The organism is Planobispora longispora (assembly GCF_016863135.1).
Taxonomy (GTDB): Bacteria; Actinomycetota; Actinomycetes; order Streptosporangiales; family Streptosporangiaceae; genus Planobispora; species Planobispora longispora.
In genome coordinates this window covers 23,917-37,568 of record NZ_BOOH01000055.1, presented here as the reverse complement: position 1 = coordinate 37,568, position 13,652 = coordinate 23,917, and the positions used below count along the sequence as shown (strand labels likewise).

Annotated in this window: 14 protein-coding genes and 1 pseudogene; 8 read left to right on the top strand and 7 right to left on the bottom strand. The window is 71.8% G+C overall.

What is annotated here, in order from left to right:
* Nucleotides 1-11 precede the first annotated feature (11 nt).
* The 3 genes from Plo01_RS32160 to Plo01_RS32150 form a co-directional block, all read right to left on the bottom strand.
* Nucleotides 12-1,319, bottom strand: a complete 1,308-nt coding sequence (locus Plo01_RS32160; protein ID WP_203894509.1) for an MFS transporter — start codon at nucleotides 1,317-1,319, stop codon at nucleotides 12-14.
* A gap of 295 nt (nucleotides 1,320-1,614) precedes the next feature.
* Nucleotides 1,615-2,640 (bottom strand): hypothetical protein, encoded by a 1,026-nt coding sequence (locus Plo01_RS32155; RefSeq protein ID WP_203894508.1) that lies wholly within the window; start codon nucleotides 2,638-2,640, stop codon nucleotides 1,615-1,617.
* 221 nt (nucleotides 2,641-2,861) lie between these two features.
* Nucleotides 2,862-3,824 (bottom strand): NAD(P)H-dependent flavin oxidoreductase, encoded by a 963-nt coding sequence (locus tag Plo01_RS32150; RefSeq protein WP_203894507.1) that lies wholly within the window; start codon nucleotides 3,822-3,824, stop codon nucleotides 2,862-2,864.
* A gap of 604 nt (nucleotides 3,825-4,428) precedes the next feature.
* On the opposite strand from Plo01_RS32150, the pseudogene Plo01_RS32145 reads away from it, so the two are divergent.
* A pseudogene (locus tag Plo01_RS32145) lies at nucleotides 4,429-4,596 on the top strand (SulP family inorganic anion transporter); the annotation flags it as partial.
* Nucleotides 4,597-4,690: 94 nt separating this feature from the next.
* On the opposite strand, the gene Plo01_RS32140 reads toward Plo01_RS32145, so the two are convergent.
* On the bottom strand, nucleotides 4,691-6,319 hold the full coding sequence (locus Plo01_RS32140) for an ABC-F family ATP-binding cassette domain-containing protein (RefSeq protein ID WP_239317478.1): 1,629 nt from the start codon (nucleotides 6,317-6,319) through the stop codon (nucleotides 4,691-4,693).
* Nucleotides 6,320-6,465: 146 nt separating this feature from the next.
* Here Plo01_RS32140 and Plo01_RS32135 point away from each other — a divergent pair, with 146 nt between their 5' ends.
* On the top strand, nucleotides 6,466-7,173 hold the full coding sequence (locus Plo01_RS32135; protein WP_239317476.1) for a TetR/AcrR family transcriptional regulator: 708 nt from the start codon (nucleotides 6,466-6,468) through the stop codon (nucleotides 7,171-7,173).
* Nucleotides 7,174-7,306: 133 nt separating this feature from the next.
* Here Plo01_RS32135 and Plo01_RS32130 read toward each other — a convergent pair whose 3' ends face one another.
* On the bottom strand, nucleotides 7,307-8,077 hold the full coding sequence (locus Plo01_RS32130; protein WP_203894504.1) for a TetR/AcrR family transcriptional regulator: 771 nt from the start codon (nucleotides 8,075-8,077) through the stop codon (nucleotides 7,307-7,309).
* A gap of 47 nt (nucleotides 8,078-8,124) precedes the next feature.
* Here Plo01_RS32130 and Plo01_RS32125 point away from each other — a divergent pair, with 47 nt between their 5' ends.
* Nucleotides 8,125-8,874 carry a bleomycin resistance protein gene (locus Plo01_RS32125; protein ID WP_203894503.1) on the top strand — a complete coding sequence of 250 codons (750 nt, stop codon included), beginning with the start codon at nucleotides 8,125-8,127 and terminating at the stop codon, nucleotides 8,872-8,874.
* 122 nt (nucleotides 8,875-8,996) lie between these two features.
* Here Plo01_RS32125 and Plo01_RS32120 read toward each other — a convergent pair whose 3' ends face one another.
* Together Plo01_RS32120 and Plo01_RS32115 are read right to left on the bottom strand one after the other, a co-directional pair.
* Nucleotides 8,997-9,812 carry an MBL fold metallo-hydrolase gene (locus tag Plo01_RS32120; protein ID WP_203894502.1) on the bottom strand — a complete coding sequence of 272 codons (816 nt, stop codon included), beginning with the start codon at nucleotides 9,810-9,812 and terminating at the stop codon, nucleotides 8,997-8,999.
* Nucleotides 9,806-10,402, bottom strand: a complete 597-nt coding sequence (locus tag Plo01_RS32115) for a dihydrofolate reductase family protein (RefSeq protein ID WP_203894501.1) — start codon at nucleotides 10,400-10,402, stop codon at nucleotides 9,806-9,808. Before Plo01_RS32115 ends, Plo01_RS32120 begins: the two co-directional genes overlap by 7 nt.
* A gap of 76 nt (nucleotides 10,403-10,478) precedes the next feature.
* Here Plo01_RS32115 and Plo01_RS32110 point away from each other — a divergent pair, with 76 nt between their 5' ends.
* The 5 genes from Plo01_RS32110 to Plo01_RS32090 all read left to right on the top strand — a co-directional run bounded on the left by Plo01_RS32110 (nucleotide 10,479) and on the right by Plo01_RS32090 (nucleotide 13,625).
* Entirely contained in the window at nucleotides 10,479-10,982 is a 504-nt protein-coding gene (locus tag Plo01_RS32110; RefSeq protein WP_203894500.1) for a winged helix-turn-helix transcriptional regulator, read from the top strand.
* Nucleotides 10,983-11,121: 139 nt separating this feature from the next.
* Nucleotides 11,122-11,589, top strand: a complete 468-nt coding sequence (locus Plo01_RS32105) for a WD40 repeat domain-containing protein (RefSeq protein WP_203894499.1) — start codon at nucleotides 11,122-11,124, stop codon at nucleotides 11,587-11,589.
* Between the two features lie 94 nt (nucleotides 11,590-11,683).
* Nucleotides 11,684-11,929: a hypothetical protein gene (locus tag Plo01_RS32100; RefSeq protein WP_203894498.1), complete on the top strand. Its 246-nt coding sequence runs from the start codon at nucleotides 11,684-11,686 to the stop codon at nucleotides 11,927-11,929.
* Between the two features lie 96 nt (nucleotides 11,930-12,025).
* Nucleotides 12,026-12,586, top strand: coding sequence for a suppressor of fused domain protein (locus Plo01_RS32095; RefSeq protein ID WP_203894497.1), 561 nt, complete (start codon nucleotides 12,026-12,028; stop codon nucleotides 12,584-12,586).
* Nucleotides 12,587-12,677: 91 nt separating this feature from the next.
* The gene (locus tag Plo01_RS32090) at nucleotides 12,678-13,625 is read left to right on the top strand and encodes a WD40 repeat domain-containing protein (RefSeq protein ID WP_203894496.1); all 948 of its coding nucleotides are present in this window, start codon (nucleotides 12,678-12,680) and stop codon (nucleotides 13,623-13,625) included.
* The last annotated feature ends 27 nt before the right edge of the window (nucleotides 13,626-13,652 follow it).

The following is a 13,652-nucleotide window of genomic DNA, read 5'->3' as shown; positions in this document are numbered from 1 at the left end:
CCCCGGATTTCTCAGCGTACGTTTTCGTTCCGTTGTTCCTTCTCACCGTCCCCATCGGTGCGGACATCGAGCGGCTGGTCACCGCTGTCGGGAGCACACCGGCTCCCTCGGATTCGCCATACCGCTGGGACCGGCAAGGCAGCCAGCGTGGTGAGCGTCGCGAGCACCGCACTGGCCGTCAGGACGGTGCGGGTGCCGAACGCGGCCGCCGCAGGCCCGGCCAGGCCCATGCCGATCGGCGCCGCGACCAGGGCCCCGAGCATGACCACGGAGCTCGCCCGCGCGAGATGCTCCTCGGGCAGGTTGTGCTGCAGGGCGGTGGTCTGCAGCACGTTGTAGACCACCAGTTGCAGACCGGCGGTGACCGCGGCGAACACCAGCTGCCAGGTCGCGGCCGGTAGCGCCAGCAGAGCCGGCAGCGGGATCATCAGCAGGAAGACCGACAACGCCGCGACCATGGGGCGGGCTGGTCGCCAGCGGGCCGCGATGACGCCTCCGGCGATGCCGCCTGCGGCGTAGCCGATGCCGATCGCCGACCAGGCCGGGGCTCCGCCGAGGTGGTCGTCGGCGATGTACGGGCCCAGCACCAGGATCGGGGAGACCGCGATCATGTTCGTGAGGCAGACGTGGACGATCCACAACCTCAGCCAGGATCGCCCCATCACCTGGGCGACCCCGGCGCCGATGCCGGCCAGCAGTCCGGGGCGTGGCCCGTACGGCTGCGCGGTGGCGGCCCGGGGGAGGCGGTACAGGAATGCGGCGCTGATCAGGAAGCTCAGGGCGTCGATCAGGACGGCCCAGCCCGGCCCGGCCACCGCGACCAGCGCGCCGGCCGTGCCGAGCGCCAGGATCGAGGTGGCGCTGCGGGAGACGGCCAGCAGCGAGTTGGCCGCCTGCAGGTGCTTCCTGCCTGCCAGCGACGGCACCAGCCCGACCGCGGCCGGGTTGAAGAAGGCCGATCCGGCGCCGGCCAGCAGCTGCAGCACCACCAGCATCCAGATCTGGGCGGTACCGGTCAGCAGCAGGACCGCTGTGGCGCCGTGCGCCAGGAAGCGCATCAGGTCGGCCAGCAGCATGACGCCGCGGCGGGAGAAGCGGTCACCGAGTGCGCCGCCCAGCAATGTCAGCGCGATCACCGGCAGGCGGGTGCTCAGCACGACGATCCCCAGATCGGCCGGCGATCCGGTCAGGTGCAGCACGGCGAACGCGATCGCCAGGGGGGTCAGCGCGTCGCCGAACGCCGAGGCCGTCTGGCCCAGGTAATAGCAGCGGAAGTCACGGACCGCCAGGGGCGCGGCCATCGCTGCGAAAGCCCTCACCCGACGCCTCCGGAGCCTTCGGCGCAGGCGGGACCCGTGACGGTCCGGACTCGCAGGCCGGCTGGCCGGTGAGGAGCGATCGACTGCGGGCCAGCCTCGGGCACGGTGCACCTCTTCCCCTTGATCCACACAGGAACGGCCACCGCGGCACGCCCGACCGCTGTCACCGGTATGGACAGGCACCCTGCCAGGTCCTACCGACACTTCCGGATCATCACGTGGCCGCGTTCACGAGGACCGGCTCACAGCCGCGCCCCTGGCGCCGGAATCCGTTCCGATCCTTCCCGGAGGCCTGTCAGAGAGCGGCCGTCGGGACGCACAGGGGCCGGGTCCGGAGTTGGTAGGAGACGGCGGCGACGGCCAGCGCCCAGCCGTACCCGCCGAACGCCAGCGACGCCGCTCCCCCGATGCCGAACAGGCCGTCGCCCAGGATGCCCGCGCCCGCGAGGATTCCGCTTCCGGTGCCGTACAGGGCGAGGGTCGGTGCGACCACCCAGACCGGTGTCAACGGCAGGAACCGGGGCACCCGCCTGCCCGCCAGCCACGGCGTCCAGCGGGGGAAGACCATGCCCCACGGCCGGACGAGTCCCAGCAGCAGGAACACGGCGAGCCCGACGCCGCAGACCCCCGCCAGCACCATGGACCAGGCCGGCCGGAATCCATCCGGCTCGATTCCGGGGACACCGGCCGCGCCGAGGGCGTGCAGAACCAGGTACGGAAGGAACGCGCAGCAGCCGGTGTAGGCGATCCGCCGCACCGCGGGGGGCGCCGCGTGCGGCGCGGGATACCGCCGGCCCGATGCCTGCGGCGGATGCGCCCGGCCGCACCGAGGACAGACGCCGGCCCGGCGGCGGGAGTGCGCCAGCGCGGTGGCTGCGAACAGGGCTCCCACGACGGCCAGGCACAACCGCTCGGCGAAGGTCACCCAGTCGCTGTCGCCGTGGCGGTCGGTGACGGTGCCGGTCAGGACCAGCTGGATCAAGTTGAGCAGCACCCAGCAACTGCCCGCCAGGGCCAGCACCGCCACACCCCACGCGCCGGCCGACACGGCGACAGGCGGCACCCGCGCGCCCCGCGGGCGTACGGTGGCGGCCGCGACCACGGACCCGACGAGCAGCACGGCCGCGCCCGGCCAGGTGACGTCGGGCAGGCCGAGATCCGTGACGCCGAGGAACGAGCGGTATCCCATGAGCGCGGCCACCAGCAGCACGCAGCCGTACGCGGCGGCCGCTCCGCTCGCGACGGGCCCCGCCCATGACGCCCACCGCTGCCACCAGGTGATCGACGGCGTGACCGCGCGGTCGTCGGAACGGTTCCTCATGCGGACCTCCTCGGGCTGGAGAAGACCTTGGAAGTCTGCTCCACCGCGCCTTCGATTTCGCTGAGAGGCGCTGAGAACCCCCTCAGCCGCGTCGGGCGCCGCACGCAGCGGCAGGGCCACGTGCTCTGCCGTCCGGAGACGACGCCGAACCCGTCACAGGCGCGGCTGCGCCCATGTGTGGACGCTCCCCGCAGACCGACGCTGCGGGGAGCCGCCATCGGTCAGTTCCTTCCGGCTCTGTTGAGGGCGTCCTCGGCCTGGGCGGCCAGGGTGGCGACGAGATCGGCTGCGGAGGGCCGATCGGTGACGAGGTCGACGGCCTCACCGGCCCAGACCGGTAGAGGGGGTATGGCACCTCGTGCCAGCTCGTCCTGATAGTCCTGGGCGGCCCGGGGATCTGCGGCGAGCTCGGCCTCGCGGCCGCGCCAACGCTCGAGATAGGGGTGGCCGAGGGTGCGGGCGGTGTACTTCGACGGCCAGCGAGAGCCGCGCACGATGTCCAGCACGCTGCTGCGCTCGGTGTCGTGCCCCCGTCCTTCGACGACCGCCTCGGCGATCGCGGGATCGACCAGCGCCTCGGTGGTGGCCTGGAAGCGGGTGCCGAGCAGGGCCCCGGCAGCGCCCAGGGCCAGGACCGCGGCGATGCCCCGGCCGTCGGCGATCCCACCGGCCGCCAGCACCGGCACCGGTGCGGCCAGATCCACCACGACGGGGACGAACGGCAGTGTGGAACGCCCGCGCCGGGCACCGTGGCCGCCGGCTTCGGTGCCCTGCGCCACGATGACGTCGGCGCCCAGATCCACAGCGCGCCGGGCCTCATCCAGATCGGTGACCTGGATGATCAGGAGTGCTCCCGCGTGACGGACGGAGTCTGCGAACGGGCCGGGATCGCCGAAGGACAACATGACCGCCCGGGGGCCGTACTCCAGCGCACGCTCTACCGCACCGACGTCAGCCGCCCAGCTCAGGAACCCGACGCCCCACGGCTGGTCGGTGCCCGCAGCCACGATCGACGCCTCACGCTCCAGCCATCCGCGCTCCCCGTTCCCGGAGCCCAGCATTCCGAGCCCACCGCCCCGGGAGACGGCCGCCGCCAGCGCCCCGCCGGCCGACCCGCCCATCGGCGCCAGCACGATCGGGTGCCGCACCCCTGACAGCTCCGTGAAGCGCGTCGACAACGCCATGGCCGCACCTTCGCTTCCGCATCGACGGGGCCTTCATCGACAACAGGTTCTCCCGGTATCCCTGTGAGCAGGCTGAGAGAGGTTGATGAACGTCTCAGGGAGGGGATGACCGGTGGCCCTTCCGTCGGCCACCCGGCCGATGTGCATGCGACCTCCACTACTGCGCGCAGCATGCGAGGTGGAGGATGCGGCTGTGGGATCGTCCAGGGTGTCCATGATCGGGAGGCCTCACTGCTGACGGGGCGGCTGGGGTGCGGCCATACCGGGCCCCCTCCTCAATCCCTACTCCAACGTTAGGGTAGAGTTGCTGATCACGGGGAGATTTATGCCGGTATGCCCTGATTGCCGCGGGCACTGACCCCCGGTCCGCCCGAGCACGGCGCACCGGCGCGCCGTGTGACGATCCCGACGCAAAGGACTCCGGCTCGCGCATGCCCGCCGTGATGCTCCCGCCCCGGTAGCCGCGCCCCGGCCCCGCTTTCGGTGGCCCGCTCAGCGCTCGCCCCCGGGGGTCGTCGATGTCTCACCGCCCGCCTGCTTGATACGGGTGCCGCTTTCTCTGTTTCGCCTGTTGCCACCCTCATGGGGACGGCCTCGCGGTCGCATGCCGTACGGCGGCCCCTCCCATATCCAAGGACGTCGTCGTGCCGCGCTCATCACCACTCGCCCACCTGCTGCCCGCCGCCCGGCCGGCCTGGTGGTCGCCCTGGCCCTGATCCCCGAGGCGATCTCGTTTTCCATCATCGCCGGAGTCGATCCCAGCGTCGGGCTGTCCGGCGGCCACTGACATCAACCGGGCGTAGCGCGTTCGGCATTCGCGAAAAGGGTGCGGACGATGCCCGGTCACCGCTCACCGGCCTGCGACATCAGTACGCGCGCTCGACCCGGCCTTCGCGCCAAACCGGCTCGTCGCTCTCGTAGACGGCCCCGTCAGCGGCGAAGATCAGGAAGCGGTCGAAGTCGGCGGCGAACCAGCGGTCGTGGGTGACGGCCAGCACGGTGCCGGAGAAGGATGCCAGGCCCTGCTGCAGGGCCTCGGCGCTGGCCAGGTCCAGGTTGTCGGTGGGCTCGTCCAGCAGCAGCAGGGTGGCGCCGGACAGTTCCAGCAGCAGGATCTGCAGCCGGGCCTGCTGACCGCCCGACAGCGTCTCGAACCGCTGCCCGGCGGCGGGGGCGAGTTCGTAGCGGGCCAGAGCGGCCATCGCCTCGTTCAGGGTGAGCGCGTGGCCGGCCATGACCAGCTCGGCCGGAGTGCGGCCGAGCAGGTCCGGCCGGGCGTGGGTCTGCACGAACCGGCCAGGGGCCACCCGCGCTCCCAACCGGACCGAACCGCTGTGCCGCACGGCGGGCACCGCGCCGTCGGCGGCCTGCTCCAGCAGGTGCAGGAAAGTGGACTTGCCCGAGCCGTTGGAACCGAGAACCCCGACGCGCTCGCCGTACCAGATCTCGGTGTCGAACGGCCGCATCAGACCGGTGAGCTCCAGGTTCTCGCAGATGACGGCGCGTTTGCCGGTGCGTCCGCCGCGCAGCCGGATCCGCACGTTCTGGACCTTGGGCGGGCGCTCGGGCGGACCGGCCTCCTCGAAGCGGCTCAGCCGGGTGTGCGCCGCCCGGTAGGCCGAGGCCAGCGCGTCGTTGTTGGCCGAACTCTGCTGCAAGGTGCGCACCAGTTGCTTGAGCTTGGCGTGCTCCTCGTTCCAGCGGCGGCGGCGCTCCTCCAGTCGGCCGATTCGCTCCTGGCGCGCCCGGGCGTAGGTGGCGAACCCCCCGCCGTGGATCCAGACGCCGCGATCCTCCACGGTCACGATCCGGTCGGCGGCCTCCGCCAGCAGCCGGCGATCGTGGGAGACCAGCAGCACGGTCTTGTCCGTGGCCCGCAGCCGGGCCTCCAGCCACTGCTTGGCGGGCACGTCCAGGTAGTTGTCCGGCTCGTCCAGCAGCAGGACCTCGTCCGGGCCGCGCAGCAGGGCCTCCAGGACGAGGCGTTTCTGCTCGCCTCCCGACAGGGAGGTCACCGGGCGGTTCCGGACGGCGTCGTAGGGCAGGCCCATGGACTCCGTGGCGCAGACGTCCCAGACGACCTCCATGTCGTAGCCGCCGGCGTCGGCGTAGTCGGCGACCGCTTGGGCGTAAGCGAGTTGCCTCTCCTCGTCGTCGCGGGCCGCGATCGCCGTCTCCGCCTGCGCCAGGGCCGCGGCGGCGGCCCGGACCCGGTCCGGCGCCACCGACAGCAGCAGGTCGTGCACGCTCCGGTCGTCCCGGATACCGCCGATGAACTGCCGCATCACTCCCAGCCCTCCGGAGGAGACCACGCGGCCGTCGTCCGGTCGCAGATCTCCGGCGACCAGCCGCAGCAAGGTGGTCTTGCCCGCGCCGTTCGGCCCCACCAGGGCGGCCTTGACCCCATCCCCGACGCGGAACGACACCTCGTGCAGGAGCAGCCGCCCGTCCGGCAATACGTAGGTCAGCCTGTCCACCTCGACATGTCCTGCCACGACGCCTCCCTGATGCGGGCTCGGGCTTCCCATCACTTCCGGATCGATGTTCCATTCACCGGATCAATGATCCGGTGCTCGATCCTCATACTAGACTCGCTTCCGTGGAAGCGAGCAAGGCAGGGCCTGGAGCACACCGCACAGGAGTGGCAGGGGAGGTGTGGCTGCGGCCGTCCGCGCGGAGGGAGCGCGGCGCCCCGCCGCTGAGCCGGGACCGGATCGTCCAGGAGGCCGTTGCCCTCCTGGACGCCGAAGGTGCCGACCGGCTGACCATGCGGCGCCTGGCCGAACGGCTCGGCACCGGCTCCACCACGCTGTACTGGCATGTCAAGACCAAGGACGACGTCCTCGACCTCGCCTTGGACGCGATCTTCGCCGAGGTCGAGATCCCACAGAAGAGCGGCGAGGGGTGGCGTGCCGACATCACCGCGCTAATCAACGGGTGGCGCGCGGTCCTGCTGAGACACCCCTGGTCGGCGGCGCTGCTGAGCCGCCCGATGCTGGGCCCCAACGTGCTGGCCCGCAGCGAGTTCCTGTACGCCACCCTCCTGGCGGCAGGAGTGGTCGAGCCTCACCTCACCGCCGCGGCGTACGGTCTGTCCAACTACGTCATCGGCTCGGGGCTGATGCAGGCCACCTGGCCGGCCGACGCGGAGCAGGAGGTGCGACGGGCCGCTCGAGAACACCTCCAGTCCAATCGGGAGCGCTACCCGGCCCTCGCCGCCCACGGCCCGCTCGTCGCGGAAGGCGACTGGGACACCGGCTTCGCTCTCGGCCTGACCTGGCTTCTTGACGGCATCCAGGCCGGTGTCACCGACGCCGGCGGCACCGCCGGTGGTGCGGCGCGAGCGTGAAGCGGCCGCATCGCGAGGAAACGTTTGACCGGCGGTTGAGGAGATCCCGTCTGATCATCTCGATCGGGCGGGATCTCGCCGTTTCCCCGGTCGCCGTAGCCGTCTGCGGGCTTGTGCGAACGCGCAGAGACGATCAGTCCCGGGCCGCGGCGATCCGGGCGCCGACGGAGTCGAGGACGAGGTCGAGCCCGAAGGCGAAGCGGTCCAACGCCCGCTGCAGCGTATAGGGGAGAGCGGAATCCGACACGGCGAACGCCCCGGCCTCCTCCAGTGCGGCCAGCCGCGGGAAGCGGCCGGCCATGCGCTCCCCCAGGAGCGGGGCGCGCTCCTCCCACCACTCGTCGTCGCTGCTGCCGGTGAGCGCGGGCGCCTGCTCGGCCTCGACGACTGCCGAGGCCGCGCCCCGCGTGTACGCCTCGACCGCCGCCACGCATCCCACGATGTCGATTGCCGCCAGGCCGTACCCGTCGAGCAGGGCCAGCGCGGCGTCATGGCGGGCCAGGACGCTCGGGCCGAAGACGGTGCGCGAGGTCGCCACCTGCAGCAGCCAGGGATGGGCGCGGAAGGCGGCGAGGTCGGATGCGGCCAGGTCGCGCAGCCCGGCCCGCCACCCGGCGTCCGCGGAGGGGAGGGGCCGGCCGCCCGCGACGCGGTCGACCATCAACTCCAGCAGCTCCGCCTTGCCCGGTACGTAGGTGTACAGCGACGCCGGGCCGATGCCGAGCGTGTGCGCCAGCGCCCGCATCGACAGGGCGGCCGGCCCGGAGCGGTCGGCCTCGGCGATCGCGGCGTCGACGATCCGCGCGAGGTCGAGCCGCTGCCGCGGGCCGCGCCGGGGGGTGGGCGCCCCGTCCCAGAGCAGCGCCATCGTGCGCGCGGCGTCACCGCGTCCCGGGTACTCCATCTCCCACCCTTCTGCCACGAATACACCGAACGGTGTACGGTGTTTTTATGCGCACCGAATCCACCATCCCCGGCCTGCCATGCCGCGACCTCGACAACGTCCTGCCTTTCTACACCGCGCTCGGATTCGACGTGACCTACCGCCAGGAACGCCCCAACCCGTACGCCGCCGTCCGTCGCGGCGGGATAGAGCTGCACTTCTTCGCCGTCCCCACGTTCGACCCCGCCGACTCCATGGGAAGCGTGGTCGTGCTCGTCCCGGACACGGAGGCGCTGCACACCGCCTTCACCGCGGGACTGCGTGCCGCCTTCGGCAAGGTTCCGGCGTCCGGGATCCCGCGGATGACCCGGCCGCGGCGCAAGCAGGGCACCGCCGGCGGTTTCACGGTCGTCGATCCCGGCGGCAACTGGCTGCGGATCAGCAGATACGGCGACGCGGGCGACGAGCCCGCGGCCGCGGAGGGCAGGCTGGCGCGGGTGGTGGCCGCCGCCGCGCGCCAGGCCGACTCCCGCGGCGACGAGGCGGCCGGAATCCGCATCCTGGAGACCGGGCTCGCCCGGCACACCGATGCGCCGCCCGCCCAGCGCCTGTCCGCGCTGGTCTATCTCGCCGAACTGCGATGGCGTACCGGCGCGCGCGACGCCGCGGCGGCGGCGCTCGCCGAGGCCGGCGCGCTGGAGCTGTCTGCGGCCGACCGCGAGGCGCTGGCCGCCGACCTCGTGACCGCCGCCGGACTGGAAGCAGACCTGGGCGCCTCCCGTCCGGAGGCCGGAACGGCGGAACGACCCCCTGTCTGATCACACGATCTGAACAGAAGCGGCCGAACCGCAGAACGTCGTGCCGCCGTCCCGGATCCCGGCCGGGACCCGCGCGTGCCGGCTGCGCCGCATGCCGATCACCAGCGGGGCGCCCCGTCGCGCTAACCTCTTCGGGCGAGGCTCTGGAGTTGCCCTTCGTGCACGAAGCTCACCCACTCCCAGCCGTCCTTGGCCGATGGACCGACCCGCGGGTCGCCGAGAGCGAGGCCGTCGCGCAAGGCGAGCACGTACGCCCGGTCCTGGTCGATCCGTGCCCGCACCTGGTCGGATCCGCCGACGGACCCGTGGCCCGGGACGACGACCTCGACGTCGCCCGCCACGCCCTCCAGCAGCCGCAGCGCGGTGAGGTAGTCCTCGATCGGGTCAGCGGCGGCGTCCAGGTCGAGCATCGGAACCAGGACGTCGGAGAGCATGTCGCCGGCGACGAGGACCCCGCGTTCTTCGATGAACAGCGCCGCATGGCCCGGTGCGTGCGCTTGATGCTCGATGATCCGGACCTGAGGGCCGTCCCATGGGATCCGCGCGGTTTCGGCGGGCAGGCCGGTGATGAGGCCGAGCAGGTCCAGCGGGACCTGCCCGGCGACCTCCGTCTCCAGCAGGTGGTCGGCGATGCGATCCTTCGCACCCGCGTCCGACAGCTGATCTCGGATAGTGTCCGCGCAGCGGGCCGTGCCGTAACGGGGCGCCTCGCCGAGCCGGGCGTGCCAGAGCAGGTGATCCCAGTCCGGATGCGTAGAAAACCCCGCCACAACGGGCTGGCCCAACTCGCGAAGGTCGTTCGCGAGGCAGTCGATCTCGGAGTCGGTCACCCCGGGATCGATGAGCAGCACACCGGCCCTGCCCTGCACGACAACGGCGTTGCTCTGCACGAACTGGCTCTCGTGGACCAGCACACCCTCGGCGACCTGCCTCAGCACGAGCCCGCCTCCTTCGCGTCCCGGACGGCGTAGCGGTGCATCGTGACACCCTGCTCGAACGATCGCTGCTCCAGCAGGTCGAGGTCGATCGGCAGATCGTAGTCGTCGAACAGCGGCCTGCCGAAGCCGAGGATCGCCGGGTGGGTGAAGAGCAGCAGCTCGTCCAGCAGCCCGGCCCGGAGCAGCTGCGTCGCGAGCGTCGCGCCGCCGACCCCGATGGCGCCGTCGGTTTCGGCCCGCAGGGCGGCGAGCTGCCCGATCGCGTCGTCTCCGCCGATGATCCGGGTGTTGTGATCGGCGCTGCGGCGGGTGCGGGAGACGAGCACCTTGGGCTTGGCGGTCCAGATCTCGCCGTATTCACGCAGGACCTCCGGCAGCGACCCGTCCCCGCGCGCCCGTGGCCAGTACTCCTCCATGACCTCGTAGATGACCCGGCCCTGGACCATGAGCGCGAGCGCCTGCGCCCGGGCGTTGAACTCACGGTGCAGTGCCTCGCCGATGCGCAGCCACTCGCCCGCGCCGTTGTCCCCCGGAACCTGCTCGATCCGCAGGTCGAGGGACACGTTCATCCAATATGCGAAGCGACCCATCATCTCCCCTTCCGCGTAGTGCTTGCATTCTGCAACTACTATTGTTGGGGGGCGAAATACCTGTCAAGGAGGAATCGTGGAACCACGGTCGGGGTGTCCGGTCAACGCCGCCGTCGAGGTGCTCGGAGATCGCTGGTCGCTGCTCGTGCTGCGCGACGTCATCTTCGGCGACCGCCGCCACTTCCGGGCGCTGCTCACCGGGTCGATCGAGGGCATCGCCTCGAACATCCTCGCCGACCGCCTCGTGCGGCTCGTCGAGGCGGGGATCCTCACCCGCGGCACCGCCGCGCGGGGGCAGCGCGCTCGCTACAGCCTCACCGAAACCGGCATCCAGACTCTTCCCGTCATGTACGCCCTCGGCAACTGGGGCCTCGACTGGTGCCCGGGCAGCGCCGAGCTCCGCAGCCGGCAGCAGTTCATGCGCGATGAGGGTCCGGCGTTCATCGAGGAGCTCATGGACGAGCTCCGTGTCCGCCACCTCGGCACCCCGCCGAAGCCGCACGACGGCCCGGGCCCGTTCGAGCGCCTCGACGCCGCCTACGCCGCGGCCGCCGAGCGGGAACACGCCGATCGGCGGTGACGGGACGGCCTCCGCCCGACCTTCCATGGCGATCGATGTCCATCCGGCCACCGCGACGGCCTGCGCCGTTGCGTGAAGCTCCGTCCAGGCGGGCGAGGAACCCACGGCGTCCTTGATCGATCTAGGTATGCTGCCGGGCATGTCCGACCAGTGTTCTCAGCCCGGACCGCAGGACGGCCCTCCGCCGCCACGATGGAACCCGATCTGGGCCACCGGGTCGCAGTCGAACGGTGCGCTGCCGGGGGCCGCGGCCGGTCATGACGTCGCGATCCGCGCGGTGGCGATGGCGGCGGACGGCCGTTTCGCGGTCACCGCCGATGAAGCCGGCGACGTACGGCTGCGCGATGCGGCCACCGGGCGGCAGATCGGCAGGCCCATGCGGGATGAGGGCGGAGCCGGTCAGGTGACCGTGACGGTGATCGATGATCGCCCACGCGTGATTACCGGCAGCGGCCCCGAGGGAACGGTGCGCGTGTGGGATCCGGCCACCGGCCGTCAGGCGGGCCCGGCGTCGGGGTTTCCGGCTCGGATCACCGCATTGGCCGCGGCATCGGATAGTCTGCTGGCCGGCTTCGGCTGCGATGTCGCAGTACTGAGCCCCCGCTGAGGACATGACGCTCGACGGCCGGCCGGAGAGCACGATCTGAGACGGCAAGCACTCACCGCGGCGAAGAGCCCGCCAGTACCCTCGGAAGGAGCCTGTGGACGTCCCCGTGCACTACCGCAAGCAACTGGTCGGGTTCATCGAGGACTCGACGGTGGACAACTTCCGCACCTACGGCCGGTGGCGCGCCGTCGCCTCCGAACAGACGACGCTGTTCCTGCGGGCCGTCGCCGCCGAGGCGGAACCGGCGATCGGGATGGGCGAGGCGGGACAGGTTCCCGGTTACGTGACGGGCATCGACGACGGATGGATCGAGGTCGTGACGGTGCCGGCGGTGCCGTAGGAGTCCTCGCGCGCGCATGCCGACCGGGTGAGACGCCGTCGCCCTCCGGGATGAGGCCGATCATCCCTTGTGTTGATCACACGGCAGAATCGGCACATGCCCACCCGCGTTGAACGCTATCTGGCCCATCTGGACCGCCTGTCCGGCGGACAGGAGCCGGCCTTCGTCCCCTTCCGCTCGAGCAAACCGGGACTGCGCGACGTCACCGCGATCGTCTACCGCGATCAGCCGGAACCCGGATTCCTCACCGGCCTGACCTACGGCCTGTCGCTGTCGGGCCATCCCGCCTGGCAGCGCAGCACCCCCGAGCTGTGCATCACCGTACGTTCCACCGACGAGGCCTGGGCCTGGGCGATCGCCCATCTGGCCGAGCAGCTGCGCGGCGGCCCCTGCCACTTCGGCTACGGCGACACCCTCGGTTTCGGGCAGCGCATCTCCCAAGACAGCGGCATGGACGCCTTCGTGCTGTTCGCCCCCGCCGCACTGGAGCGGGAGGACTTCCTGGGCATCGACGTCGGCGACGAGCTGCCGGTCAGCATCACCGGCTGCTACCCCATCCACTCCAGCGAACGCCGCTTCATCCAGGCCAACGGCCTCAAGGCCTTCTGGGACCTCGACTGGGACCCCTACGACGTGACCCGCGCCGCGGTCGTCTGACGCCCGAGCGGCCACAGTACCCCGTGCCCGAACGCCGGCGGCCCCGCCAGGACAAACCCCGGCGGGGCCGCCCGGCTGCGATACTCCTCCCATGGCACTACGGAAGATCACCGATCTTGATCCGGTTTTCCGTGACGTGACCTTCGCCGACGAGGGCCGCCTGCTGGCCCTGGACGCCGATGCCGATCTGTGGCACGTGGACCTCGCCGGCGGGCCCCCGCTGTGCCTCGGTGGCGGCGAGGAGATCGCCGGCGCGGCGCTGGAGAGGTTCGAGGGAACCTGCCGGCGCTGTGATGTCACACCGCGGCGGATATCGTGGCACGGCGGCTCGGCGACGGCGGTGGTGCACATCGACTGCGGCAGCCACTGGCTCCTTCTCCGCCGGGCCTCCACAGGGCCCTGGCGGCCGCTGCTGACCGGCTCGCGGCTCGTCTGCTCCCCCGAGCTGTCGTGGTCCCCGGACGGAAGGGTCCTGGCCGTCGGCATCGACGGGGTGTGCGTCGTGCCGGTGCGCGGATCCGGGCACCGCAGGGACCTCGACGCCGAAAGCTGGGGGTGGACGCCCTGCGGCGGGCTCCTGCTGTACCGCTACGACGGTGAGCGATGGACGCTCCACCTCGATCCCGCCCCGCTGCGCGAGCCGGGACCGCGCATCCTCGGGCAACCGCACGCCGACCTGGAGAACTGGGGATGGCCCGGCGCGCTCATCGTCGCCGCGGACGGCCGGACGTGCACGGTCGCGTTCCGCTCCAAGATCGTCCGGTACTCGTTACCGTCGCTGAGCGTCGTGCACGCCCTCGACGTGCCGGGCGTGCACGGGCTCACGCCGAGCGCCGACCAGCGGCGCGTGGTCGTCGAGTCCGACGGCGGCGTGCAGGTGTGGGACACCGTCGCCGGCCTGCCGCTCACCGAGCCCCTCCCCCGCCTCTGCGACGCCAGAGTATCGCCGTCCGGGCGGCACCTGGCCTTCCGCACCCGGCCTCCGGCAGCGCTCCATCCCGCCGCCGAACCCGGCTGGTCGATCTGGCAGCTCGAGTAAGGCCTTTGGTCCAGGGGGCGATGACCG

What these genes read in the sequence shown, in the direction of transcription:
- Plo01_RS32155 (WP_203894508.1), bottom strand. Translation starts at nt 2,640, where the DNA reads ATGAGGAACCGTTCCGACGACCGCGCGGTCACGCCGTCGATCACCTGG.
- Plo01_RS32150 (WP_203894507.1), bottom strand. Translation starts at nt 3,824, where the DNA reads ATGGCGTTGTCGACGCGCTTCACGGAGCTGTCAGGGGTGCGGCACCCG.
- Plo01_RS32130 (WP_203894504.1), bottom strand. Translation starts at nt 8,077, where the DNA reads ATGGAGTACCCGGGACGCGGTGACGCCGCGCGCACGATGGCGCTGCTC.
- Plo01_RS32125 (WP_203894503.1), top strand. Translation starts at nt 8,125, where the DNA reads ATGCGCACCGAATCCACCATCCCCGGCCTGCCATGCCGCGACCTCGAC.
- Plo01_RS32115 (WP_203894501.1), bottom strand. Translation starts at nt 10,402, where the DNA reads ATGGGTCGCTTCGCATATTGGATGAACGTGTCCCTCGACCTGCGGATC.
- Plo01_RS32105 (WP_203894499.1), top strand. Translation starts at nt 11,122, where the DNA reads ATGTCCGACCAGTGTTCTCAGCCCGGACCGCAGGACGGCCCTCCGCCG.
- Plo01_RS32095 (WP_203894497.1), top strand. Translation starts at nt 12,026, where the DNA reads ATGCCCACCCGCGTTGAACGCTATCTGGCCCATCTGGACCGCCTGTCC.
- Plo01_RS32090 (WP_203894496.1), top strand. Translation starts at nt 12,678, where the DNA reads ATGGCACTACGGAAGATCACCGATCTTGATCCGGTTTTCCGTGACGTG.